The sequence below is a fragment of the Streptomyces sp. HUAS MS02 genome (genome assembly GCF_055702265.1).
Map to the genome: position 1 here is coordinate 6,307,658 of NZ_CM146747.1, position 23,413 is coordinate 6,331,070.

Here is a 23,413-nt window from a genome sequence, read left to right on the forward strand (position 1 = left end):
GCTGCGTGGGGCTTCTCGCGCAGTTCCCCGCGCCCCTAAAAGACCAGGCCCCTGCGGGCCTGAAAGACCACGGCCTTGTGGGCCTGAAGGGCGACGGGGGCGGCGGGATGAAAAGCACGGGGCGCAGCCCCGGCTTTTCAGGGGCGCGGGGAACTGCGCGAGAAGCCCCACCGGGCCGCACCCGCCAACGAACCAGTCGCCCCCCACCCACTAGGCGCCCTCCAAATATTGCGGCGGGATGAAATCCCTCTCCCGCCGTGTTGGTCATGTGCGAAGACCAGGACGAACGGAGGGCACCGGCGTGGCAGCGCAACAGGGGGGCGACCGAGGTTGGGCGCGCAGACTGGCCGGATACGCCTGGCGGTACCCCAAGGACGTGATCCTCGCCCTCGGCTCGTCCCTGGCCGGTATGGCCGTGATGGCGCTGGTCCCCCTGATCACCAAGGTGATCATCGATGACGTGATCGGGGACAAGACCCGGGACATGGCCCCCTGGGCGGCGGCCCTGATCGGCGCCGCCCTCCTCGTGTACGTGTTCACCTACATCCGCCGCTACTACGGCGGCCGCCTCGCCCTCGACGTCCAGCACGACCTGCGGACCGAGATGTACGGCACGATCACCCGCCTCGACGGCCGCCGCCAGGACGCGCTGTCCACCGGCCAGGTCGTCGGCCGCGCCACCAGCGACCTCCAGCTGATCCAGGGCCTGCTCTTCATGCTGCCGATGACCATCGGCAACATCCTGCTGTTCCTGATCTCCCTCGTGATCATGGCGTGGCTGTCCGTCCCGCTCACCCTGGTCGCGATCGCCGTCGCCCCGGCCCTGTGGTGGATCGCCCAGCGCAGCCGCACCAAGCTGCACCCCGCCACCTGGTACGCCCAGGCCCAGGCCGCCGCCGTCGCGGGCGTGGTCGACGGCGCCGTCAGCGGCGTACGCGTGGTGAAGGGGTTCGGGCAGGAGGAGCAGGAGACCGGCAAGCTCCGGGAGGTCGGGCGGCGGCTGTTCGCCGGCCGGCTGCGGACCATCCGGTTCAACTCCCGGTACACCCCCGCCCTCCAGGCCGTCCCCGCCCTCGGCCAGGTCGCCATGCTGGCGCTCGGCGGCTGGCTGGCCGTCCGGGGCCACATCACGCTCGGTACGTTCGTGGCCTTCTCCACGTACCTCGCCCAGCTGGTCGGCCCGGTCCGCATGCTCGCCCTGGTCCTCACCGTCGGCCAGCAGGCCCGCGCCGGCACGGAACGCGTCCTGGAGCTGATCGACACCGAGCCGACGCTCGCCGACGGCACGAAGCCCCTCCCCGCCGACGCGCCCGCGACCGTCGAGTTCGACGACGTGTCCTTCGGCTATGAGGGCGCCGACGGCAAGACCAGCCCGGTTCTCGACGGCCTCAGCTTCGAGATCCGGCCCGGCGAGACCCTCGCCGTCGTCGGCTCCTCCGGCTCCGGCAAGTCGACCGTCTCGCTCCTCCTGCCGCGCTTCTACGACGTGACGCGCGGCGCCGTCCTCATCGGCGGCCACGACGTCCGCGAACTCACCCTCGACTCACTGCGCGCCGCGATCGGCCTGGTCCCCGAGGACTCCTTCCTCTTCTCCGACACGGTCCGCGCCAATATCGCGTACGGTCGCCCGGACGCCACCGACGAGCAGATCCGGACGGCCGCCCGCGCCGCCCAGGCGGACCGTTTCATCGACGAGCTCCCCGACGGCTACGCCACCAAGGTCGGCGAGCACGGCCTCACCCTCTCCGGCGGCCAGCGCCAGCGCGTCGCCCTCGCCCGCGCCATCCTCACCGACCCGCGCCTGCTCGTCCTCGACGACGCGACCTCGGCGGTCGACGCCCGCGTGGAGCACGAGATCCACGAGGCGCTCAAGCACGTCATGGAGGGCCGCACCACCCTCCTCATCGCCCACCGCCGCTCCACCCTCGGCCTCGCCGACCGCATCGCCGTCCTCGACGAGGGCCGCCTCGCCGACCTGGGCACCCACGAGGAGCTGGAGCGCCGCTCCGCCCTCTACCGCAGGCTGCTCACCGACCCCGACGAACTGGGCGGCGTCTCACCCGGCCACACCCCGCCGACCTCGCTCACCAAGGCCGAGGACACCACCGTCCGCGACTCGATACGGGACGAGCTGGACGCCGAGTTCGACGCCGAGCGCGGCATCACCCCCCGGCTGTGGACGGGCGACCGGGAGCCCCGGGACACCGCGTTCGACGGCACCCCCGCCACCCCCGAACTCCTCGCCCAGGTGGAGGCGCTGCCCCCGGCGACCGACACCCCCGGCATCGACGAGGCCCGCGCGGTCGCACCGGAGGAGTCGTACGGCCTGAAGCGGTTGCTGCGCGGCTTCGGCGCGGCCCTCGCCCTCAGTCTCGCCCTGGTCGCCGTCGACGCGGGCATGGGCCTGCTGCTGCCGGTGCTGATCCGGCACGGTATCGACGACGGTGTCTCGCAGGCGGCCCTCGGCGCGGTCTGGGCCGCGTCCCTGCTCGGGCTGCTCGCGGTCCTCGCCCAGTGGGCGGCCCAGATCGGCGAGATGCGGATGACCGGCCGTACCGGCGAACGCGTCCTCTACTCCCTCCGTCTGAAGATCTTCGCCCAGCTCCAGCGCCTCGGACTCGACTACTACGAGCGGGAGTTGACCGGCCGCATCATGACGCGGATGACGACCGACGTCGACGCGCTCTCGACCTTCCTGCAGACCGGACTGGTCACCGCGTTCGTCTCCGTCGTCACCTTCTTCGGGATCATGGTCGCCCTGGTCGTGATCGACGTACAGCTCGCCCTCGTCGTCTTCGCCACGCTCCCGCCGCTGATCGTCGGCACGGTCTACTTCCGCCGGGCGAGCGTGAAGGCGTACGAGCTGGCCCGCGAGCGGGTGTCCGTGGTCAACGCGGACCTCCAGGAGTCGGTGGCCGGGCTGCGGATCGTGCAGGCGTTCCGGGGCGAGCGCGAGGGCGGCGAGCGGTTCGCGGCCGGCAGCGACAGCTACCGCCGGGCACGCGTCCACGGCCAGTGGCTGATCTCGGTCTACTTCCCGTTCGTGCAGTTCCTGTCCTCGGCCGCCGCGGCCGCCGTCCTGATCGTCGGCGCCCACCGGGTCGACGCGGGCACCCTCACCACCGGCGCCCTGGTCGCCTACCTCCTCTACATCGACCTGTTCTTCGCCCCCGTCCAGCAGCTCTCCCAGGTCTTCGACGGCTACCAGCAGGCCACCGTCTCCCTGGGCCGCATCCAGGAGCTCCTCCAGGAGCCGACCTCGACGAAGGCGGCCCGCGAACCGCTGGAGGTGCTCTCTCTGCGCGGCGAGATCGCCTTCGAGGACGTCGACTTCGCGTACGGGGGCTCCGGCGAGGAGGCCCTCAGCGGTGTGGGGCTCACCATCCCCGCCGGCCAGACCGTCGCCTTCGTCGGCGAGACCGGCGCCGGCAAGTCCACGCTGGTCAAACTCGTCGCCCGCTTCTACGACCCCACCGGCGGCCGGGTCACGGTCGACGGCACCGACCTGCGCGACCTCGACCTCACCTCGTACCGGCACCGGCTCGGCGTCGTCCCGCAGGAGGCGTACCTCTTCCAGGGCACGATCCGGGACGCCATCGCCTACGGACGCCCCGAGGCCACCGACGCGGAGGTGGAGGCCGCCGCCCGTGCCGTAGGCGCCCACGACATGATCGCCACGCTCGACGGCGGCTATCTGCACGGGGTCGCCGAACGCGGCCGCAACCTCTCCGCCGGCCAGCGCCAGCTGATCGCGCTGGCCCGCGCGGAGCTGGTGAACCCCGACATCCTGCTCCTCGACGAGGCGACGGCGGCCCTGGACCTGGCCACCGAGGCGCAGGTCAACCAGGCCACCGACCGCCTCGCCGGCCGCCGCACGACCCTGGTCGTGGCCCACCGCCTCACCACGGCCGCCCGCGCCGACCGCGTCGTCGTGATGGACCACGGCCGGGTCGTCGAGGACGGCACCCACGACGAACTGCTGGCCCGCGAGGGCCGGTACGCCGCCCTCTGGCGCACCTTCGTGGGCGAGCCGGCGCTGCGGTCATAACTGCGGCCATAGAGGACCTTCGGGGTGTTCCGCCCCGCGCGCGCAACCGTTCGACGGGGGTCGTGCGTCCGTACATCAGTACGGCCATGTGACGGGAGGGGCAGCGGGTGAGCAGACGGGGGACGTGCCGGCCGGCGGCGCTCGTGCTGGCCGTACTGACGATCGCCGGTCTGCTGACCCTGGCGGGCCCGGCGGCGAGCGCGGAGGCCGCCGGCGCGTCGTGCCCCGGGCGCAAGGTACGGACCCTGACCTTCGACACCGGCACCGTGAAGGTCTACCGCAAGGGCGCGCGCTACGTCTGCGCCGTCCTCGTGCCCAGGAAGCAGGCCGGCAAGGGCACCATCCGGATCCGGGCCTGGGGCGGCCAGTGGGTCCTCAACAAGAAGCGCCCCGCCGGCCCCGTGACGGTCCACGCCGGCCGCCGCGCCGTATGGATCAAGGCCCGCGCCGGCGGCAAGACCTTCGACTCGGGCTGGATCCTGCGCTGAACCTCCCCTAGGGCACAGGGTTTTCCCTATCGCTCCCATCTGCGGCCGAAAGCAGTCCAGTTGGCCCCTTTCTTCCCTGGTGCCCCGGCGGTCGCTCCGATAGCTTCCGGCGCACAGCCGCTGCATAGGGGAGAGAACGCATGCGCAAAGCACTCGGATGGGTGCTGTCGTTCGTCGTGCTCATAGGCACGTTGAGCACGGCGGGGACGGCCCACGCCGCGGGGTCGGACGCCGGTGACATCAAGGACCGGCTGCTCGCGATACCGGGGGTGAGCCTGATCGAGGAGAAGCCGTACCCGGGTTACCGCTTCTTCGTCCTCAACTTCACCCAGCCGGTGGACCACAGGAACCCGAAGAAGGGGACGTTCAAGCAGCGGATCACCGTGCTGCACAAGGACACGGCCCGACCGACGGTCTTCTACACCGGCGGCTACAACGTCTCCACCAACCCCGGCCGCCGTGAGCCCACGCAGATCGTGGACGGCAACCAGATCTCCATGGAGTACCGCTTCTTCAACCCGTCCCGGCCCGACCCGGCCGACTGGTCCAAGCTCGACATCTGGCAGGCGGCCAGCGACCAGCACCGGATCTTCAAGGCGCTGAAGAAGATCTACGGCAAGAAGTGGATCTCCACCGGTGGCTCCAAGGGCGGTATGACGGCCACCTACTACGAGCGCTTCTACCCGAAGGACATGGACGGCGTCGTCGCGTACGTCGCCCCCAACGACGTCGTCAACAAGGAGGACGCGGCGTACGACCGGTTCTTCGCGAAGGTCGGCACCAAGGAGTGCCGCGACCGGCTGAACGCCGTGCAGCGCGAGGCCCTCGTCCGTCGTGAGCCGCTGAAGAAGAAGTACGCGGAGGTCGCCGCCGCCGAGGGCTTCACCTTCACGACGGTCGGCAGCCTCGACAAGGCGTACGAGGCGGTCGTCCTCGACTACGTCTGGGGCTTCTGGCAGTACAGCACGCTCGCCGACTGCGACAGCGACGTCATCCCGAAGGACGCCAAGAAGGCCACGGACGACGAGATCTGGACGTCCGTCGACACGATCTCCGGCTTCTCCTTCTACACCGACCAGGGCCTGGAGCCGTACACGCCGTACTTCTACCAGGCGGGTACGCAGCTGGGCGCGCCCACGATCAAGTTCCCGCACGTCGAGAAGAAGTACATCCGCTACGGCTACCAGCCGCCCCGGAACTTCGTCCCCCGGGACATCAAGATGAAGTTCCAGCCGAAGGCGATGCGGGACGTCGACACCTGGGTCCGCAACAACGCCAAGCAGATGCTCTTCGTCTACGGGCAGAACGACCCGTGGGGCGCCGAGCCGTTCCACCTGGGCAAGAAGGCCCGTGACTCGTACGTGTTCACGGCCCCCGGCGCCAACCACGGTGCCAATGTCGCCGGTCTCGTCGAGGCGCAGAAGGACCTGGCCACGGCCCGGATCCTGAAGTGGGCGGGTGTCGCCCCGGCCGCCGTCCAGGCGGACCCGAGCAAGGCGAAGCCGCTGGCGAAGTTCGACTCCAAGCTCGACAAGCGTGACGTCGAGCGGGAGCCCGCGCTGCGGCCGTAGTACGCCTGGCGCCCGAGCGTCACAGCGAGTCGAGCCCCGGGGCCGCCGAACAGCGGCCCCGGGGCTCGACCCCTGTCCGGCCCTTGTCCGGCTCCTGTTCGGCCTATGTCACACCGGCACCGCGCACCCCACCGGTCGGCTGCCGCCCAGCCGTACGTACAGGTCGGTCGTGGCCGGACACCGTGCCTCGCTGTCGACGGCCGTCGTCACCTCGTACTCCGGAGCGTGCTTGCCCCCGCCGTCACAGGCGGTCTCCCGGACCTCGCCCCGGCCGGCGCCGTAGACGCAGTCGCCGACGATGGTGCGGGGGCCGCCCCCGCCGCCGGGATCGCCCGGATGCGGGGGCTGGAGCTTGCGCATACAGGCGTAGCCCTGCGCGACGGAACCGTCGCCGTCCTCGTCGTGGCCGTTCCGCTCGTCGGCGGACTCGCTGATGTGGAGGACGAAGTCGGTGGTCGGCGGGCACAACGGCCCCTGCCCGACCCGGCCGTCGTGCCGGGCCACGACCCGGGCGGCGGCCCGCTCGCTCGCACAGGGCACCTCGCTGAAGCTGGTCGTCCCGAACGAACTGCACTCGTCCACCCCGAGGAACACCGTCCCGTACCCGGCCGGGCGGGTCGGCGCGGTGGACGCGGTCGCGGTCGCCCGCTCCCCGGACTCCTCGCCGACCCCGCCCGACCAGGCCTGACAGCCGGTGAGCGCCGCGACGGCGAGCAGGACGGCGGCCGCGAACACTCCTGTGCACACCTGCCGAACCACCTGTCGAACGAGACACACACGCCCCATGACCACCCCCCGATGAACCCCTGTCCAGCGTGACCCCGTACCGAGGGCCACGCCAGACATACCGTGTGCTTTGCGCCACTTGGGGGTGGTGTGCGAGGAGTGCGGCGTAGGCCCCGTACGTCAGGAGCCGTACGTCAGGCCGGTCCGTACGTCAGGAGCCGTTCGTCAGGCCGGTCCGTACGTCAGGCCGTGTCCGATCGGGTACAACACCTTCGTCGGCTTGTCGGCCCGCTGCACCGGTACCGGCAGCTTCCCGCGTGGGGCCACCCGCCCGGCCAGCACGCGCGCGGCCGCCCGGACCTCGACGTCCGTCCACGAGTACGAGGCCAAGTAGCCCTTCACGTCCCGCAGTTGGGCCACGTCGTACGGGTTGCGGATCGCGACCGCCGCCACCGGCACCCCGGTGGCCAGCAGCCGCGCGACCAGGGTCCGCTGGGTGCTGTCCGCCGTCACGTTGTACGTCCCCACGACCACGGCGTCCTTGCCCCGGGCCGCCGCCACGGCCTGGTCGACGACGGCCGGGGTGGGGGCCGTACCGGTGGACAGGCTGGTGGCCGAGAAGCCCAGCGAGGTGAGTTCGGCGGCGAGGACGGCCGTGGGCGGTCCCGTGGTGCCCGACGGGGAGGCGGGGTCGGCGCCCACCACCAGCACATTGCGGTGCGTGCGCCGGGACAGCGGCAGCAGCGAGCCCTCGTTGACCAGGAGCGTGGTGGTCCGTTCGGCGATCCGGTCGGCGGCGTCGAGATGCCGCCGGATCCCCACGACCCGGTCGACCCCGGCCTCACTCACGTACGGCCGCTCGAACAGCCCGAGCTTCGCCTTGAGCCGCAGGATCCGCAGGATCGACTTGTCGAGCCGAGCCTCGGTCAGCTCGCCGGAGCGTACGGCGGCCAGGACCGCGTTCCACGCCACGTCGATCGAGGGTGGGTTGAGAAGCTGGTCCACGCCCGCCTTCAGCGCCAGCACCGGCACCTGGTCGTCGCCGTACTTCTCCCGTACGCCCTGCATGCCGAGCGAGTCGGTGACCACGACCCCGTCGTAGCCGAGCTGTTCGCGCAGGATGCCGGTGAGGATCGGACGGGAGAGGGTGGCCGGGTCGCCGGAGGGGTCCAGCGCGGGGACCATGATGTGCGCGGTCATGATCGAGTCGATGCCGGCGCGGATCGCGGCCCGGAACGGCGGGGCGTCCAGGGTCGTCCACTGCTCCCGCGTGTGCTCGATGACCGGGAAGCCGTAGTGGCTGTCGACGGCCGTGTCGCCGTGGCCCGGGAAGTGCTTGGCGGTCGCCGCGACCCCGGCCCCCTGGTACCCCTTCACCTGCGCGGCGACCAGCCCCGCGACGGCGTCCGGGTCGGCGCCGAAGGAGCGGACGCCGATGACGGGGTTGGCCGGGTTGACGTTCACGTCGGCGACGGGGGCGTAGTCCTGCCGGATGCCGAGCGCGCGCAGCTCGGCCCCGCCGACGCGTCCGGCCTCGCGGGCGTCCGTGCGGGATCCGCCCGCGCCGAGGGCCATCGCACCCGGCAGCAGGGTGGCGGGCCTGCCGACGCGGGCCACGATGCCGTGTTCCTGGTCGGTGGAGACGAGGACGGGGAGGCCCCGGGGGAGGGCGAGGGAGGACCGCTGGATGCCGTTGGAGAGCGCGGCGATCTGGTGCGGGTCGCGGGTGTTGTGCGCCCAGGAGAAGTAGATGATCCCGCCGACCCGGTACCTCTCCAGCAACTCGGCGGCCGTGCGGACGCCCAGTTCCTGGAGGTTGGCATCGATGTCGGCCTGGTCCGGCGCGGTCGCCGAGTGCCCGTAGACCCGCATCACGAAGAGCTGGCCGACCTTTTCCTCCAGGCTCATGCGCGCGATGAGGGCGCGGAGCCGCGTGTCGTGGGGGCCGCCGGTGTCGGCCTGTGCGTCGGTGCCGAGGGCCAGGGCCGAGGTGACGCCTGCGGTGGCGGCGAGAACGGTACGTCTGGAGGGCACGTGCGTCGCTCCTTCCGGAGGACTGAAGGAAACTTCCAAGGAGTCACGATTATCCGGGAAGTTTCTTCCGGTCAAGGGAACGCGACGCGGGCGGGTGGCGGGTGGCGGGGCTGAGGGGCCGTCACCGGCGCTGTGGAGGGGGGCGCGCCGGTGACGGCGTGCGGCCGGCCGCAGGCGGCGGAGAGGGTTGGTCAGCGTTCGCAGCCAGCAGCGAGGCCGACACCGCACTGCGGAGACTCATCCGGCGGCATGGGGGTTGGACGGGGCGGGGCGGGTTCGGGTTCCCGGGGGCGGGGGCATTTTCGGAAGTGGTGCGGGTGGGGTGGGCTCTGCGACTTGGGCTCGGGGGGCGTCGGCGAGTGCGGGCCCGATGGCGCTTCCCGAGCCGGTCCCCGCGCCCCTGAAAAGCAGGGCTGCGCCCCACGCTTCTCAGGCCCGCTGGGCCATGGCCTTTCAGGCCCGCAAGGCCTGGGCCTTTGAGGGCGCGAGGAACGGCGCGACCAGCCCCCACTCAGTCGCACTCGCCGACGAACCGCACCCCCGAACTCCAAGGCGGCCCCACCTCACCCCGTCCACTCCCCGGACACGTGGTGCTGTGGGCGGCCCGCCTCTCCTCGGCCGGACACGACGGCACTACGCCTGCTCTCGGCCTGGCCAGCCGGTTACGGGTGCCGGTGGCGGCAGGGCTGGCGGAACAGGCGCCGCGTACGGCCCGCAGTGTTCACGGCGCGGCGGTGGCTGCTGTACCTGACACCGAAATAGATGGAGTCGGTGGCGTACGGGTTCTGGCGGCACCGGATGACCGGTTCGGCGATGGAAGCCAACCACGTCGCCCGCGATCACGGGCTCACCCACCACCCCGGTCCACCCTCCGGGGCAGGCATCTCCCGGCATCTGCACGGCCGACCAGCCCATACGAACAGCCATGAGTGGCATCATGGCGTCCGGATCCGCCTTGGCCTCCGCCGCACTGCGGACCGCGCTGGAGAGGCTGTTCCCGGGACGGTTGTGAGCCCCGCGGCCTGCCCACGGTTTGCCAGGGGCACCGGTTAGCCGGCACAACGCGCAGCAGGCCGACGTGCACTCGTACACCCAGAGCGGATCCGAGCGCGACAGCGACGGCCACGTCTGCTAACGCTTTTGAGCCCTCTCACAGGAGGCGTCACTCTTTCCCTGCCCCACCCAGCCGCGCGGCTGGAGGGGGCGACGGCATACGGTCTGGTTCCGGCGTTGTTCCGATCGCGTGGAGCTGTTGGGGTCTCGAACGGCGGGGCAAACCTACTTGTCGGTCAGACGGCTGATGTAGGCGGGCGCCACAGCGCGGATCGTGGGCTCGGGGATGTCACCGGCGTGGGCTGCAACGGCAAGGTCGACACCTGGGGCGGCGCTGCGTCCGAAGAGTTCCTGAAGGCGTTTGAGGCCCTCTGCGGCGGTGGAGCCGATGCGCGGGTCCTGGACGAGCGTGGCGAAGGATTCTGCTACCTGGCGGGCCGGTACAGCAGCCATGATGCGGTAGACGTCACCGGCGTCCTTGTTGGTGAGCCGGTCGGGCTTGGCGACGGCTCCGGCGACGCGTTCACTGATCTTGTACGCCTTGGCGACCAGGAGCGCCGCAGGGCCGGCCACATTGACACTGATACTGCGTGGGTCGGCTTCCTCCAGGCTTGCGATGAGCATCGGAGAGCGGTCGACGGCGCAGGCCTCCAGCCCCGGGGTTTTGCGGGCGGACATTTTTCCGTGTGGGGGGAGCCTGGCGCCCCGGCCTCCGTCGGCCAGCTCGGCGGCTACGAGTAGATCCAGCTCGATGTCGACGTGCTTCCCGCTTACCTGCTCGGAACGTCCCCACAGCCCGGGCTGGTTGTCGTACAGCAAGTCGAATCCGGCCCCGCGCAGTGCGTTTTCGAGGTCTGGCTCGTCTTCGAGCAGTATCGGGTCGATGCTCAGGTCACCATCGGATGTGAAGGGTGCGTTGCGAATGGCCGCGTCAGGAGTGCGCAGATAGACAGCTTGGGCCCCAACTACGGTGATGGCGTCCAGATGCGGGTGCAGGGCGGTGAGGCCGTCGAGCAGGACCCGCCGTGCGGCGATGGTCAGCTCCTCCCGCTCCACGCCTTCAGGAACCTTGGACACGCCGCGCCTCGCCTTCGCCGGACCACCTTGTCAAGAAGGCTGATCCTAGTGGCGCAACTGCGCCGATCAGAGGGGAAGTTGTTCCAAACGCCACAGATGCGGGTCTTCCTGCATGCGTTCCAGTACGGCTTCGCCCTCCGCCGGCATCCGGCCCGGCCCGGAAAGGCAGTCAAGGACAAGCTGGCTCAGGGCGACGCGGTGCAATCCCGCGTCCCACACGGTCCGCTCGAAGACCACCTCGTCATGGGCCCGGAGCAGCAGTACATCGGCGCCCTTGTCGACCCGCAGCAGCCCGAGTTCATCCCCGATGTCATCAGGGGTGTGCGGTCCGGGGGGAACGTAGACCATCAACTGGCCGCCCACCGAGATCGGGGCAACGAGGCGCGCAGCGTAGGACCCGGTAATGACAATCTGCTCGTTGTACTCTTTTGCGAGCCTGTGCAGGCCGTTGAGCACTGGGGGGATCCCCATCGGGGCGACCATCCCGACGTAGGGATTGTGCCGGAGCAGGTTGAGGTGCTCCGCGCGAGCTCGCAGTAGCTGCGGCCAGTCCACGTCTGTGATGACGCGTCCGTCGCGCCGGATCAGCAGCTGGTCTTCGAGCGTGTCCAGGAGGCGGGACACGTAGGGCAGGCTGAGGCGGGCCGACTCGGCTAGTTCTCCCGCCCTGTAGGGCGGAGCCACATCGGCCAGAAGCCGCACGAGACGGCCCACCTTCGGCCCGGCCAGGGTTGCCTTGGTCTTCCGTGTGGGGCTCGAGCGCGGCGGCCGTGTGTCGCCCTCGGTGTAGATGACGATGGCCGGCTTGGTGACGCGCAGAGACGTGTTGCCGGTCAGGTCGATGTAACCGATGCCGTTCTCCCGAAGCATCAGCTGCACACGCGGCGCGATCCAGGGAGTGATCACTACTGGATTTGTGTAGTGGTTCACCTGTCGGACCAGATCGAGCTTGGGCAGCAGCTGCTCTTCGACCATGCGAGGAGTTATGTTGCGCTTCAGGTCGATCAGTAGCTGTGTGAACACACTGTCGCCGTGCGACTGCACTTGCACCAGCGCGTCGCGGTTCCTGCTGCTGGCCCCCTGCGACGGCGGCTGGATGGTGATAGTCCAGTCGGGACCGAGCAGGTCGCTCAGAACTTGCAGGCCTCGCGTCAGAAGCTCCTGCGGGGCCACGTCGTTGAGATCCACTCGTCAATCTTGGCACGAAGAGCTACCCCAAAGAAAGAAAAGTTGCTCCAATGGGGAACTTTCTTGGGACAGGCAAGCTGCTGTTCTGGGCAAGTTTTCCGAAGTGTGGACTTGCCCGGATGCGAAAAGTGCGTGCCTGTGCAAGTTCTGGGCACGCCATGGTGCCCCCAACCTAGGGGAGCTGAAGGTTCAGGTGCACGCGGCGAGCGATTGACCAGGCCGCGCCAGCGGTCGCGGACACCTTCTTCTCCATCGAGCCGGCGGATAGCGGGTCCGTCGGGCCGAGGCCTGGCCATTGCTGCGGCCATGGGGACGTAGTAGGCGAAGTCGCCGTTCGCGGTCGCCTCCCGCAGCTGGCCGATGGTCGCGGGCCAGTCGCAGCCCCTGGCGCAGGCAGGCGACCAGCAGCAGCCATCGCTGCTCCCCCCGCTCGGCCGACCGTGTACCTCCCGTCTGTGAGCAGCCGGATGGGCCCGGCGCGGGCCCTGGGGCAGGGAGTGGTGACGTGGCGGTCAGCCGGACACGGAAAGAGAAGAGCAACCGGAGTCGGACCACCCCCGGTCTGGGAGGGCCACACCGTCCACGGCCTGGGAAGGAAGCAGCCGGGCCCGGGGCGCCGTCGCGCGGAAACGTGGCGGCGGGACATCGGGCAGCTGAAGCTGGCCGGATGTGGTTCGACCGGAACGCCGACGCCTCGGTGCGCGTGCGTCAGGCGCTGCCCGGCGAGCACGACCACCGCGCGCTTCGGCTCCGAGCCCCTCGCCTCGAATCAGAAGGTCGCGGTGGTGATGCAGGCCGCCCCTGGGCGCCGCACCCGTATTTCCCAACACCTGGCAGGTCGACGGCCGCCGCAGGGTCCCCGCGCTCCGGGGGCGGACGTATACCGCAGGGACGGCGTCGCCACCGCCCGCTCACCCCCACCGGCCTCCGCATCACTGTCACGGATCTGGTCTCCGTGCCGCACGTGGGGATCGCGCTTTTAGGGGCGTTCGGGGGAGGAGGAAGTCGGCCGGGAGGGCGACACCTACCTCGTCCCGCCGGGCGGCTACTGCGCGACCACCTACCCGATCGAGCCCGATGCCTCCACGGCCGTTCGACGCTCCGGGCTGCGTGCGCAAGACGTTCCCGGCCTTCCACGAGGCCTTCGCGGCCCTGCCGCTACCCTCCTGATCATGACCGCTCCCGAGCCCACCATCGTCGCGACCTCGGGCGGCCACCGCATCGGTGACCGCACCCGGGTGACCTTCCACTCGCTCGTGCACCACGCCGTGGAACTGTCGGGGGTGAACGGGCGGAGGCCGAAGGTCATGTACGTCGGTACGGCGGTCGGGGACTCCGAGCACATGACCGCGCGCATGAGCGAGGCCGCGCGGGTCGCGGGCTTCGACCTGACGCCGCTCGCGCTCTTCCCGATGCCCAACATCGAGGACATCGAGTCGGCGGTCCTGGAACAAGACGTCGTGTGGGTCATGGGCGGTTCGGTCGCCAACCTGCTGGCCGTCTGGCGCGTGCACGGCCTCGACCGGATACTCCGCCGCGCCTGGCGGTCCGGCGTGGTCCTGAGCGGCGTCAGCGCGGGTTCCATCTGCTGGTTCCGGGGCGGGACGACGGACTCCTTCGGCCCCCGACTCCGCCCGGTGACAGACGCGTTGGCGTATCTCCCGTACGGCAACGGCGTGCACTACGACAGCGACGAGGGGCGGCGGCCCCTGGTGCACCGCCTCGTCGCCGACGGGACGCTGCCGGAGACCCACTGCACGGACGACGGGGTCGGGCTCGTCTACCGGGGCACGCGCCTGGTGGAGGCGGTCGCCGAACTCCCGGGCAAGGGGGCGTACATGGTGCGACGCGAGGGCGACACGGCGGTGGAGGAGCGAGTCACGCCCCGCCTCCTTCCCGAGCCGCGCCGGTCGTAGCAGCACGACGGGGAAGGGAGGGTCCCGCGGTGTCGGGTGCTCGTGTGGAAGAGGCGCTGGCCCGATCGCCGGGGCCTCGTTCACACCGAGTCCGAGGCGGAGAGGCGTCGACGGCTGCTCGTCGAGATCTTCGGGTCGATCGGCACCATCCGTACTGACGCCGGGCGTTAGGCGGTCGCGCGACGGGGCCCCGGGCGGCCTCGCCCGGGGCCGCGTGCCACGTCACCACTCCTGGACGCGGCGTCCCGCGCCCTGCGGCTGCTCTCGGGGGCGGCGGGGCTGGGGTTCGAAGAGGGACGCGGGGGCGGAGTCGTCGGGGTGCTGGAGGGGAACGTCCGGGCGGTCGGCCTGCCAGGCCCGCCAGGACTGCCGGGGTTGCCGGGATTCCCGGGGCTCCGGCCGCTCCCGCTGCCGCTGCCGGGTGGCCGTGCGGTCCCACTCGCCGTCGCCCAGCACGAGCAGCGGGTCGAACATCACGACGACGCCCGCGAGGAGCAGAAAGATGACCGGCCCGATGAGCATGGGCAGGAGGATCGTCGTGGGTGATTCGCCGGTGAACGTGCCGCCGGTGGTGCCGTGGAGGTGCACCCCGACCGCGGCCATCCCGGTGTAGTGCATGCCGGACACGGCGACCCCCATCACCAGGCTGGCCCCCAGGCTGGTCAGGAAGCCCCGGATCGACACGGCCGCCCAGAGCGCGGCGGTCGCGGCGACGATGGCGATGCCCACGGAGAGGGCCACGATGGCGATGTCGTACTGGATATAGCCGTTCAACTGGATGGCGGCCATGCCCAGGTAGTGCATGGCGGCCACGCCGAGGCCCGTGACGGATCCCGCCGCGCAGAGGGTGGACCTGCTGACGCCGCGGTAGCCCACGGCGAAGACCCCGATGCCGACGACGGTGATGGCGACGGCGAGGCTGAGCACCGTCAGTCCGACGTCGTAGTGGATGGGGCTCTCCTTCACGCGGAAGCCGACCATCGCGATGAAGTGCATCGTCCAGATGCCGCAGCCGATGCTCGCGGCCCCCAGGGCCAGCCAACCGGGCTTCCAGGAGCGCTCGTTGTAGACCGACCTGACCACACAGCGCAGTCCGAGCGCGGCGCCCAGACAGGCCATGACATACGCGGCCACCGGGGTGACCGCACCGTAGCTGAAACCGTCGACCGTGCCTTGCATATGCCAAATCCCCCCGATACATGGCCAGTTGCGCAGTGGCTGGTTGCGGGAGGCAAGTCTGGTGCAAGCGCGTACCGCAGCGCTCCGTTTTCCAAGAGTTACTGTCGGTATCTGTTCGGCGGGTGATCGGCTTTGGGTGACTCGATACTGATTCGCGGTCAAAATCCGCGACGCACAGGGCCTGAGCTTGAGTTTTCAAGCTCAGGCCATGGGTTGACGGCAGGTGGTCGGTGTTACGCCGCGTCGTTGAGGAGCCGCCCAAGGTGCTCCCGTCCCGCCGCAAGGAGTTCCGGCAGCGGCGCGGCGCCCTCGTACCACCGCTTCTCGTACTCCCAGCAGAGCCAGCCGTCCCACTCCTTGCGGGAGAGGAGTTCGACGCACTCGCCGAGCGGAAGGACGCCCGCGCCGAGCGCGAGCGGGGTGGTGTCCTCGGCGGAGGCGATGTCCTTGACCTGGACGTAGCCGAGGAAGGGGGAGAGGGCGGCGTAGGACTCGGCGGGCTGTTCGCCGCCGAGCCAGGTGTGCATCACGTCCCAGAGCGAGCCGACGCTGCCGTGGCCGACGGGACCGAGCACCCGGATCGCGTCGGCGCCGGTGCGGTGCGAGTCGTGGGTCTCCAGCAGGACGCGTACGCCCCGGTCGGCCGCGTCCTCCGCCGCCGTGCCGAGGCGCCGTGCGGCGATCGCGTCGGCCTCCTCCATGCTCTGGCCGCCGGCCAGGTCGGCGCCGGGGAAGACACGGACGAAGGGGGCGCCCAGGTCCCGGGCCAGGTCGAGGAGGGCGCGGATCTCGTCCAGCACGGGGCCGTCCTCGCCGGGCGCGGCGACCCGCGCGTAACCGGCGACCCCGAGGATCTCCACGCCCGCCGCCTTGAACTCGGCCACCACCTCGGCCCGTTCACCGGCCCCGATGCCCGGATGCACCGGCTCCTCGGGATGGGCACGCAGTTCGACGCCGTGATAGCCGTGCGTCGCTGCGAGCCGCACGACGTCGGCGATGGGGAGACCGGGAACACCGAGGGTGGAAAACGCGAGCTTCATGCCTTCGCACCGTACACGCCGACCGACACGGCGGGGCACCCCACCGGGGGTGGCCGCTCCGAGGGACACCGCGCGGCGGACCTCACGGTCACACACGGCCGGTGGGCGCGCAGGCGCCTTTTAGGGGCGCGGGGAACTGCGCGAGAAGCCCCACTCACCCGCACAGCCCGCGCAGCGCGACCGGCACGTCCAGCGCGGCCCTGCCCCCTCGGCCGCCGGCCGGAGGCCCCCGGTCTACAACCCCAACCGCCAGTCCTGGCCCGTCAGGTCCACGCCGAAGGAGTGGTGGCGCTTCTCGGTGACGAGGGTGAAGCCGTGGCGCTGGTAGAGGCGCCGCGCGGCGGTGAGGCAGTCGTTGGTCCACAGGACCACCTCGCGGTAGCCGGCGGAGCGTGCGAAGTCCACGACCGCGCCGACGAGCCGGTCACCGATGCGCAGCCCCCGCGCGTCCGGTTCCACGAGCAGCAGCCGCAGCCGCGCCACCCCGGGCGCCTCGTCCCGTACGCACATCACGCACCCCACCGGCCGCCCGTCCAGCTCGGCGATCCACACCCGCTCCCGGCGCGGATCGTGGTCCTCCGCGTAGTCCGCGACGATCCGCGCCACCAGCGCCTCGTACTCCCCGTCGAACCCGTACTCCGCCGCGTACAGGGCCGCGTTGCGCTGCACGATCCAGCCCAGGTCGCCGGGGTGCGGCTCGCGCAGCCGGACGTCGTCGGGGCCCGGCCGCCGACGGTCCTCCAGGATGGCCCGGATGTCGCCCATCGCCTCGGTCAGCCGGGTCCGATCGGCGGGTGGCACGGTCGACAGCAGCGATGCCACCGCCTCGTCGGACCGCTCGCTCAGCAGCGCGGCCGTCTCCCGCCCGCGCGCGGTGAGCGTCACCCGCTGCCGGCGCGGATCCTCCGCCGACCGCGACCGCTCGGCCAGCCCGTCCTTCTCGAACTTCGCCAGCAGCCGGCTCAGGTACCCCGAGTCCAGCGACAGCTCCGCCCGTAGCTCCGCCGCCTCCGCGCGCGCGGTGTGCGCCAGCTCCCACAGCACCCGCGCCTCCGTGAGCGTGTAGGGGGCGTAGACCTGACGGCCGTAGTCCAGCGCGCCGATGACGTTCGTGTAGAAGCGGTTGAACGCGCGGATGTCCTGCACGGTCATGACGGATCGCCCCCTCCTGGCCTGCTTTTCTCTGACCCAGTCAGCAGAATAGCTGACTGGGTCAGAGAAGGTGGCTCGGAGAAGGGTGAGTGGTGTGTGGGGCCGCCTCAGATGTCCCGCCGTTCCAGCGGCTTCGTCGCCGGGCCCTGGACGATGCGGCCCTCGGTGTCGAAGCGGGAGCCGTGGCAGGGGCACTCCCAGGTGCGTTCGGCGCGGTTGAAGCCGACCAGGCAGCCCATGTGCGTACAACGGGCGGAGACGGCGTGGAGCGAGCCGGCCTCGTCGCGGTGGACCGCGCAGGGATGGCCGCCGACCCGGACGATCGCGCCGTCCCCCGGGGCGATGGCCTCCACGGAGTTGCCCCCGGCCGCGCCGATCCGGTCGCCGACGAAGTGCCGGGCCACCTGCGCCTGGTGCTTGAGGAAACTCGGCGCCTCCCGCATCGCGCTGAGCACCCGGCGCGGGTCGTACAGGTCGCTCCACGGCGACTTGTGCCCGGTGATCTGCTCGGCCAGCAGCCGCCCGGCCATGATGCCGCCGCTCATGCCCCAGCCGCCGAACCCGGTCGCCACCCAGCTGTGCCGGCTGCCCGCGTGGAAGGGACCGACGAGGGGGACGGAGTCGGTGGAGTCGTTGTCCTGGGTGGCCCAGCGGTGCGTGAAGTCGAGAGGGCCGAAGCGCTCGGTGGCCCAGTCCGCCAGCAGCCCGAACCGTTCTTCGACCTCGGCGGTGCCCGGAGTGAAGTGCTCCCCGGTGACGATCAGCAGCCGCCGCCCCTCGTCGTACGGGGCGGTCCGCACCGAACGGGTGCGCTGCTCCTGCGTGATGTACATGCCGTGCGGGTCGGCGTCGGCCGGGACCGGCGCGGCCAGGACGAGTTCGCGGCGCGAGGAGAGCCGGGTGAAGAGCAGCGCCCGGTCGAAGACGGGGTAGTGCGTGGCGACGACGACGTCCCCGGCGGTCACCGTGAACCCGGCCTCGGTCGTCAGCCGGCACGGCGACCCCTCCTTGAGCCGCACCACCCGCGTCCCCTCGTGCACGGCCGCGCCCTGCCGCACCAGATCGTCGACCAGGGCGAGGAGGTACCTACGGGGATGGAACTGTGCCTGCTCCGCGACCCGCACCGCCCCCGCGACCGGGAACGGCAGCCCCGTCTCCGTCACGAACTCGGCGGGCAGCCCGGCCTCCCGCGCCGCCTCCGCCTCGGCCCGCAGCTCCGCCACGCCCCCCTCGTCCTCGGCGTACGTGTAGGACGCCGCGTCCTCCCAGTCGCAGGCGATCCCCAGCTCCTCCACCACCTCGGCGGCGTGCCGGATCGCCTCGGTCTGCGACCGCGCGTACAGCGCGGCGGCCTCCGCGCCCCGGGTCCGCCGCAGCCGGTCGTAGATCAGGGTGTGCAGGGCGGTCACCTTGGCGGTCGTGTGCCCGGTGACGCCGGCGGCGACCCGGTCCGCCTCCAGCAGGGCCACCCGCCGCCCCCGCCGCGCCAGCTCCCACGCCGTACTGATCCCCGCGATCCCCGCCCCCACCACCGCCACGTCGACGACCAGCTCCCCGTCCAACGCCGGGTACGCGCCCTCCTGTGGGGCGCTCTCGATCCAGTACGACTTCTGCTCCGGCTGCTTGTGCTGCATGACTCGGGGGTCCCTTCAGTCGGACGGCGGCTGGGTGCGGCGCTGGTCGTCGGCGGCGGCTGCTGCGCTGGGGGCGGTGGGGGTAGTGCCCTGGGTGAGCCCGCGTTCAGCGGCGGGGGTCCGGCGCCGGTGGCTGGTGTCGCACCACGGGTAGATACGGCTGCGGCGGCAGGTGCACAGGGCCACGCAGAAGCGGTCCGACGACACGGTCGTCCCGTCCTCCAGCGTGACCTCGACCGGCCCTTCGACGAGGAGCGGACCGGGGCGACGCTGCAGGGTGACGCGGCGGCGTCCGGCGGGAACGTCAGACACGGATGATCACCTGTTCTTCCTTCTCGCGGACGACTCCCGGAGATCCGCCCGTCGACCGTTGTCCAATCGACCGCCGTGCCGTCGACTGCCGTGCCGTCGACTGCCGTGCCGTCGACTGCCGTGCCGTCGACCGCCCGGCCATCGACGTGGCCCTCCGCCCCCCGAGGGGGCGTGATCCGTCCTCCTCAGACCGGTGTGCGGAGTGACGACCGGCCCGCTCGCCACGCTCCGAGGAGACGGTCGGCCAGGGCGTCCTCCAGGTGGTTGGTGGCGTCGACGCCGAAGGCGACGTCGGCGTCCAGCTGTGGCTCCTCCTCCAGCAGCCCGGCGACGACCTCCCGCCGTACGACCTGCTCGTGCACGGCGTCGGCCTCGACGTGCTCGTCGTAGAAGTGCTCGGCGGCGGCGCCGGCCCCGGTCCGCCGCATGGCGCGGGCGAGCCGGCGGGAGCCGGGGGAGGAGGTGATCTCGACCGTCGCGAAGTGGCCCACCAGGGCGCCGCGCAGCGCCCGGTGCAGGCCGAAGAGGGACATCAGGTTCACCAGGGCGAGCGCCTCGGCTCCGGCGGCGTCCACATAACGGCCGTACGTCGGGTCGAGCCCGAGATCGGTCATGAGGTCGGCGAAGAGGCGTGCGTGCACCCGCTCGGCGCGGCCCCCGCCGAACTCGTCGAACTCGACGGCCGCCATGCCCGCCTTGGCCCGCCCCCACAGCCGGGGCAGCACCCAGGCGTGCGGGTCGGCCTCCTTGAGGTGGTACAGCGACCGCTGCGCCGCGTACTCGCGCACCTGCCACAGTTCGCCCTCGTCCTGGAGGAACTCGCCGATCCCGCCGCCGTCGTCGGCCGCCGGTTCCACGAGCAGCTCGTCCAGGGCCTCCCGGGCGCTCACGTGCAGGGTCGCCCGGTCGCGCAGGCTTTCGAGGAACGGCCACTCCAGGGCCGCCCGGCAGCGCAGCAGCTCCGGGTCCCATTCGAGGTCGGCGTCGACGTCGGCGAAGCCTCGGTAGTGCAGTTCGTAGCAGAGGTAGAGGGCGAGCTGGAGGTCCTCGCCGAAGGGGTCGGCCCCGGCGATCTCCCGGCTCTCGGGCGGCGCCCCCTCGCCCCGCAGAAACCGCGTGACGGCAGCCGAGACCGCCCCCCTGCTCTCCGGCAACACCGGCCCTGCCACCTGGGTCTCCATGCGCGCCGAGTACCCGTGAACCACGAGCTACTCACCGGCCGCCCGAGCGAAGGGGGCTCCCCTGTGCGGGGAGCCCCCTTCCACTCCGCCCGGTCGCGCGACCACGGCCGGGGTCCCAGGGGCCGTGGCCCGTGAGACCCCGGCGAGGAGCGGCAGAACCATGCGCGAACCACGCGCCACCGGTCACGGGCCACGGATGCGAGTTCACCGCCCGCTGGCCCTGACTCCCTGGCCGCGGGCGGCCGACCACAGGTCGTTGCCGCAGGTGGCAGGTGGCAGGTGGCAGGTGGCAGGTGCAGGTGGCAGGCCACCGGTCGCCGCCAGGGGCCGCAGGCCGCGGGTCGTGCCCACGGGCCGCGGCCCCGGCTCGCACCGGTCGCGCTCGGGCGGCGGCGTCAGATGCCGGCGCGTCGCGCCGGGCGCTGCGGCTCGCCCGTGCGCTCCTGCACGCGCTCCTGCGCCTTGCCCTTCATCTTCTTCGCCTCGCCGCGGGCCTGCTGCATCTTGCCCTCGGCCTGCTGGGCGCGGTCGCCGGTGACCTTCCCGGTCATCTCCTTGGCCTTGCCCTTGATCTTGTCCATGTTGCCCTTGTCCTTGGCAGCCATGGTTTCCTCCTTGGTGGGGGGTGACTTTCCCGCCCAACGTACGGCGGCCCGGTGACGCTCGCGCGTCGAAGCGTCACGTTCCGTGAAACCCCGTGCTCAGCCGAACGCGATGCGCTCGACCTCCCGCAGCTGAGCAGCGCCGACGCGGCCGTCCTCCAGGGACAGCAGCCACGGCACCAGTTCGGGCGTGGCGTGCGTCTCGCCGTAGAAGCCGAGGCGGAGGTCGGCGAGCCCGTCCTCGACGAGCCAGCGGTCGAGCGCGTCGGCGAGGTGCAGGTCCGCCGCCTCGGTACGGGCCTTGGCCCAGACGTCGAGCCAGGGCGCGAGGGTCCCCGTGGTGACCGAGAGCGTCTCCAGCACGTCGGTGACGTGTCCGACGCTCGGGTGGGTGTGCAGGGCCGCGCGCCACCAGAGGTACCAGACCTCCTCCAGGGCCCGACGCTCCGCCGTGGGCCAGTCGCGCCAGCCGGCGGCGAGCAGCCGGGAGGCGACGAGCCCGTGGTCGAGCTCGTCGGCGACGAGGAGGCGGACGATCCGGGGTGTCAACCGGCGGTACAGGGCGGGGAAGTCGTCCCAGTGGTCCGGGGCCTTGTGAGCGACGGAGTACACCAGCTTCTCCGGCACCGCACCCAAGGGACCGGCCAGGAAGTCGAGTTCCGCCTCGGTGAAGCAGTGGGTGCAGCCGCCCAAGGGCGCCGAGGACTTGGCGAGAGGCGCGAAGGCGGCGTCCAGGGTGTCGAGCGCGTCCCGCAGCCGCTGCCGGGGGAGATGGACCGAGATGCCGGCCGAGAGATCGGTCACGGAAACACACCTGACGGGACTCCATCCGGCCACGCCGGAGAAGAGAGCGAAGCTACCACGGGCGCGGCGGTTTTCAGGGGCGCGGGGAACTGCGCGAGAACCCTCACCGATCCCGCACTCGAACGCGGCCCTCGCGGGGATGCGGCCAGGTTTTCAGGGGCGCGGGGAACTGCGCGAAAACCCCCGCCGACCCCCACCCAAACCCAAACCCGAACCCCCGCCGACCCGCACCCCCGCCGACCCGCACCCAAACCCAAACCCGAACCCCCGCCGACCCGCACCCCCGCCGACCCGCACCCAAACCCGAACCCCCGCCGAGGCACACCACCCCGCCCCCCCCCGGCGGAGCCCCCGTCACCCCTCCCGAGGCACCCCACTGGACCCCCGCACCATCAACTCTCCCCGGACCGTGGCGATCCCACCCGGCGGCGGCTCCTCGCGCCCCATCGCGATCCGCCCGGCCCGAGCCCCCGCGTCCGACAGCGGCAACCGCACCGTCGTCAGCGCCGGCACCGCGTCGATACTGAACGGCAGGTCGTCGAACCCGGCCACGGACACGTCGTCCGGGATCCGCAGCCCGGAGTCCCGCAGCGCCGCACAAGCTCCCAGCGCCACCGTGTCGTTGGCGGCGACCACGGCCGTCAGCGAGGGATCCCGGCGCAACAGCTCCAGCGTCGCCTCGTACCCGGAGAGCCGGTCGTAGCGGCCGTACACGGTCCACCGGGGATCGTCCTCGATCCCGGCGGCGGCCAGCGCCGCCCGGTGGCCCTCCAGCCGGTGCCGCGTCGTCGTCCGCTCCTCCGGCCCGGCGATGTACCCGAGCCGCCGGTGCCCCAGCCCGATCAGGTGCTCGGTCAGCAGCTGACCGCCGCCCCGGTTGTCGAAGGTGATCGCGATGGCCTCCGGCGTGGGCGGCCGCCCGCACAGCACCACCCGCGTCCCGGCCTCCGCCAGCTTCCGCAGCTTGTTGCCGACGGCGGCCAGATGCGCCGGGTCCTCGATGGCCCCACCGGTCAGCACCACGGCCGCGGCCCGCTGCCGCTGCAACAGCGTGAGATAGGTCAGCTCGCGCTCCGGGGAGCCGCCCGTGTTGCACACCACACCCAGCCGCTCCCCGCCCGCGCGCCCGCCCGGCCCGCCGATCTCGGACTGGATGGCCGCGGCCATGATCCCGAAGAAGGGGTCGGCGATGTCGTTCACCAGGATGCCGACCAGGTCGGAGGTGGCGGCGGCGAGCGCGCTCGCGGGACCGTTGAGGACGTACTCCAGCTCGTCGACGGCCTTCAACACCCGCTCGCGCGTGGACGCGGCCACCGGATAGTTCCCGTTGAGCACCCGGGAGACGGTCGCCGGCGACACCTGCGCACGGGCCGCCACGTCCGCCAGGGTCACAGTCATCGTTTTCTCG

Annotated in this window: 17 protein-coding genes and 1 pseudogene; 5 read left to right on the forward strand and 13 right to left on the reverse strand. The window is 71.6% G+C overall.

Features of this window, described 5'->3' with window-relative positions; translation table 11 throughout:
- The first annotated feature begins 301 nt into the window (after positions 1–301).
- From ACZ9QC_RS27175 to ACZ9QC_RS27185, 3 genes are all read left to right on the forward strand, one after another.
- Positions 302–4,048, forward strand: coding sequence for an ABC transporter ATP-binding protein (locus ACZ9QC_RS27175; RefSeq protein ID WP_472915512.1), 3,747 nt, complete (start codon positions 302–304; stop codon positions 4,046–4,048).
- A gap of 107 nt (positions 4,049–4,155) precedes the next feature.
- A complete protein-coding gene (locus ACZ9QC_RS27180) occupies positions 4,156–4,536 on the forward strand; it encodes a hypothetical protein (RefSeq protein WP_472915513.1) in 381 nt (126 codons plus the stop codon).
- A gap of 140 nt (positions 4,537–4,676) precedes the next feature.
- Positions 4,677–6,107 carry a S28 family serine protease gene (locus ACZ9QC_RS27185; RefSeq protein WP_472915514.1) on the forward strand — a complete coding sequence of 477 codons (1,431 nt, stop codon included), beginning with the start codon at positions 4,677–4,679 and terminating at the stop codon, positions 6,105–6,107.
- A gap of 108 nt (positions 6,108–6,215) precedes the next feature.
- On the opposite strand, the gene ACZ9QC_RS27190 is transcribed toward ACZ9QC_RS27185, so the two are convergent.
- The 4 genes from ACZ9QC_RS27190 to ACZ9QC_RS27205 form a co-directional block, all read right to left on the reverse strand.
- Positions 6,216–6,893, reverse strand: coding sequence for a hypothetical protein (locus ACZ9QC_RS27190; protein ID WP_472915515.1), 678 nt, complete (start codon positions 6,891–6,893; stop codon positions 6,216–6,218).
- Between the two features lie 165 nt (positions 6,894–7,058).
- Entirely contained in the window at positions 7,059–8,867 is a 1,809-nt protein-coding gene (locus tag ACZ9QC_RS27195; protein WP_472915516.1) for a glycoside hydrolase family 3 protein, read from the reverse strand.
- A 1,278-nt stretch (positions 8,868–10,145) separates the two neighbouring features.
- Positions 10,146–10,997 carry a hypothetical protein gene (locus tag ACZ9QC_RS27200; RefSeq protein WP_472915517.1) on the reverse strand — a complete coding sequence of 284 codons (852 nt, stop codon included), beginning with the start codon at positions 10,995–10,997 and terminating at the stop codon, positions 10,146–10,148.
- A 66-nt stretch (positions 10,998–11,063) separates the two neighbouring features.
- Positions 11,064–12,185 (reverse strand): hypothetical protein, encoded by a 1,122-nt coding sequence (locus ACZ9QC_RS27205; RefSeq protein ID WP_472915518.1) that lies wholly within the window; start codon positions 12,183–12,185, stop codon positions 11,064–11,066.
- Between the two features lie 907 nt (positions 12,186–13,092).
- On the opposite strand from ACZ9QC_RS27205, the pseudogene ACZ9QC_RS27210 reads away from it, so the two are divergent.
- Both ACZ9QC_RS27210 and ACZ9QC_RS27215 read left to right on the forward strand, forming a co-directional pair.
- Positions 13,093–13,276: pseudogene (locus ACZ9QC_RS27210) on the forward strand (3-phosphoshikimate 1-carboxyvinyltransferase); the annotation flags it as partial.
- A gap of 81 nt (positions 13,277–13,357) precedes the next feature.
- Positions 13,358–14,101 (forward strand): Type 1 glutamine amidotransferase-like domain-containing protein, encoded by a 744-nt coding sequence (locus ACZ9QC_RS27215; RefSeq protein ID WP_472921821.1) that lies wholly within the window; start codon positions 13,358–13,360, stop codon positions 14,099–14,101.
- 222 nt (positions 14,102–14,323) lie between these two features.
- Here ACZ9QC_RS27215 and ACZ9QC_RS27220 read toward each other — a convergent pair whose 3' ends face one another.
- The 9 genes from ACZ9QC_RS27220 to ACZ9QC_RS27260 all read right to left on the reverse strand — a co-directional run bounded on the left by ACZ9QC_RS27220 (position 14,324) and on the right by ACZ9QC_RS27260 (position 23,403).
- Positions 14,324–15,280: an MHYT domain-containing protein gene (locus ACZ9QC_RS27220; protein ID WP_472915519.1), complete on the reverse strand. Its 957-nt coding sequence runs from the start codon at positions 15,278–15,280 to the stop codon at positions 14,324–14,326.
- Positions 15,281–15,513: 233 nt separating this feature from the next.
- Positions 15,514–16,320, reverse strand: coding sequence for a sugar phosphate isomerase/epimerase family protein (locus ACZ9QC_RS27225; protein ID WP_472915520.1), 807 nt, complete (start codon positions 16,318–16,320; stop codon positions 15,514–15,516).
- 234 nt (positions 16,321–16,554) lie between these two features.
- Entirely contained in the window at positions 16,555–17,472 is a 918-nt protein-coding gene (locus tag ACZ9QC_RS27230; RefSeq protein WP_472915521.1) for a bifunctional helix-turn-helix transcriptional regulator/GNAT family N-acetyltransferase, read from the reverse strand.
- 107 nt (positions 17,473–17,579) lie between these two features.
- On the reverse strand, positions 17,580–19,106 hold the full coding sequence (locus ACZ9QC_RS27235; RefSeq protein WP_472915522.1) for an FAD-dependent oxidoreductase: 1,527 nt from the start codon (positions 19,104–19,106) through the stop codon (positions 17,580–17,582).
- Between the two features lie 15 nt (positions 19,107–19,121).
- Positions 19,122–19,418 (reverse strand): CDGSH iron-sulfur domain-containing protein, encoded by a 297-nt coding sequence (locus ACZ9QC_RS27240; RefSeq protein WP_472915523.1) that lies wholly within the window; start codon positions 19,416–19,418, stop codon positions 19,122–19,124.
- Between the two features lie 185 nt (positions 19,419–19,603).
- Positions 19,604–20,599 carry an iron-containing redox enzyme family protein gene (locus ACZ9QC_RS27245; RefSeq protein WP_472915524.1) on the reverse strand — a complete coding sequence of 332 codons (996 nt, stop codon included), beginning with the start codon at positions 20,597–20,599 and terminating at the stop codon, positions 19,604–19,606.
- A gap of 395 nt (positions 20,600–20,994) precedes the next feature.
- Positions 20,995–21,204, reverse strand: a complete 210-nt coding sequence (locus ACZ9QC_RS27250; protein WP_472915525.1) for a CsbD family protein — start codon at positions 21,202–21,204, stop codon at positions 20,995–20,997.
- 96 nt (positions 21,205–21,300) lie between these two features.
- Positions 21,301–22,005 (reverse strand): hypothetical protein, encoded by a 705-nt coding sequence (locus ACZ9QC_RS27255; RefSeq protein WP_472915526.1) that lies wholly within the window; start codon positions 22,003–22,005, stop codon positions 21,301–21,303.
- A 354-nt stretch (positions 22,006–22,359) separates the two neighbouring features.
- On the reverse strand, positions 22,360–23,403 hold the full coding sequence (locus tag ACZ9QC_RS27260) for a LacI family DNA-binding transcriptional regulator (protein WP_472915527.1): 1,044 nt from the start codon (positions 23,401–23,403) through the stop codon (positions 22,360–22,362).
- Positions 23,404–23,413: the final 10 nt, after the last annotated feature.

Bases quoted from the DNA above. Each gene is read 5' to 3' on its own strand.
- ACZ9QC_RS27185 (WP_472915514.1), top strand. From the start codon at position 4,677: ATGCGCAAAGCACTCGGATGGGTGCTGTCGTTCGTCGTGCTCATAGGC.
- ACZ9QC_RS27190 (WP_472915515.1), bottom strand. From the start codon at position 6,893: ATGGGGCGTGTGTGTCTCGTTCGACAGGTGGTTCGGCAGGTGTGCACA.
- ACZ9QC_RS27215 (WP_472921821.1), top strand. From the start codon at position 13,358: ATGACCGCTCCCGAGCCCACCATCGTCGCGACCTCGGGCGGCCACCGC.
- ACZ9QC_RS27220 (WP_472915519.1), bottom strand. From the start codon at position 15,280: ATGCAAGGCACGGTCGACGGTTTCAGCTACGGTGCGGTCACCCCGGTG.
- ACZ9QC_RS27225 (WP_472915520.1), bottom strand. From the start codon at position 16,320: ATGAAGCTCGCGTTTTCCACCCTCGGTGTTCCCGGTCTCCCCATCGCC.
- ACZ9QC_RS27230 (WP_472915521.1), bottom strand. From the start codon at position 17,472: ATGACCGTGCAGGACATCCGCGCGTTCAACCGCTTCTACACGAACGTC.
- ACZ9QC_RS27235 (WP_472915522.1), bottom strand. From the start codon at position 19,106: ATGCAGCACAAGCAGCCGGAGCAGAAGTCGTACTGGATCGAGAGCGCC.
- ACZ9QC_RS27245 (WP_472915524.1), bottom strand. From the start codon at position 20,599: ATGGAGACCCAGGTGGCAGGGCCGGTGTTGCCGGAGAGCAGGGGGGCG.
- ACZ9QC_RS27250 (WP_472915525.1), bottom strand. From the start codon at position 21,204: ATGGCTGCCAAGGACAAGGGCAACATGGACAAGATCAAGGGCAAGGCC.
- ACZ9QC_RS27260 (WP_472915527.1), bottom strand. From the start codon at position 23,403: ATGACTGTGACCCTGGCGGACGTGGCGGCCCGTGCGCAGGTGTCGCCG.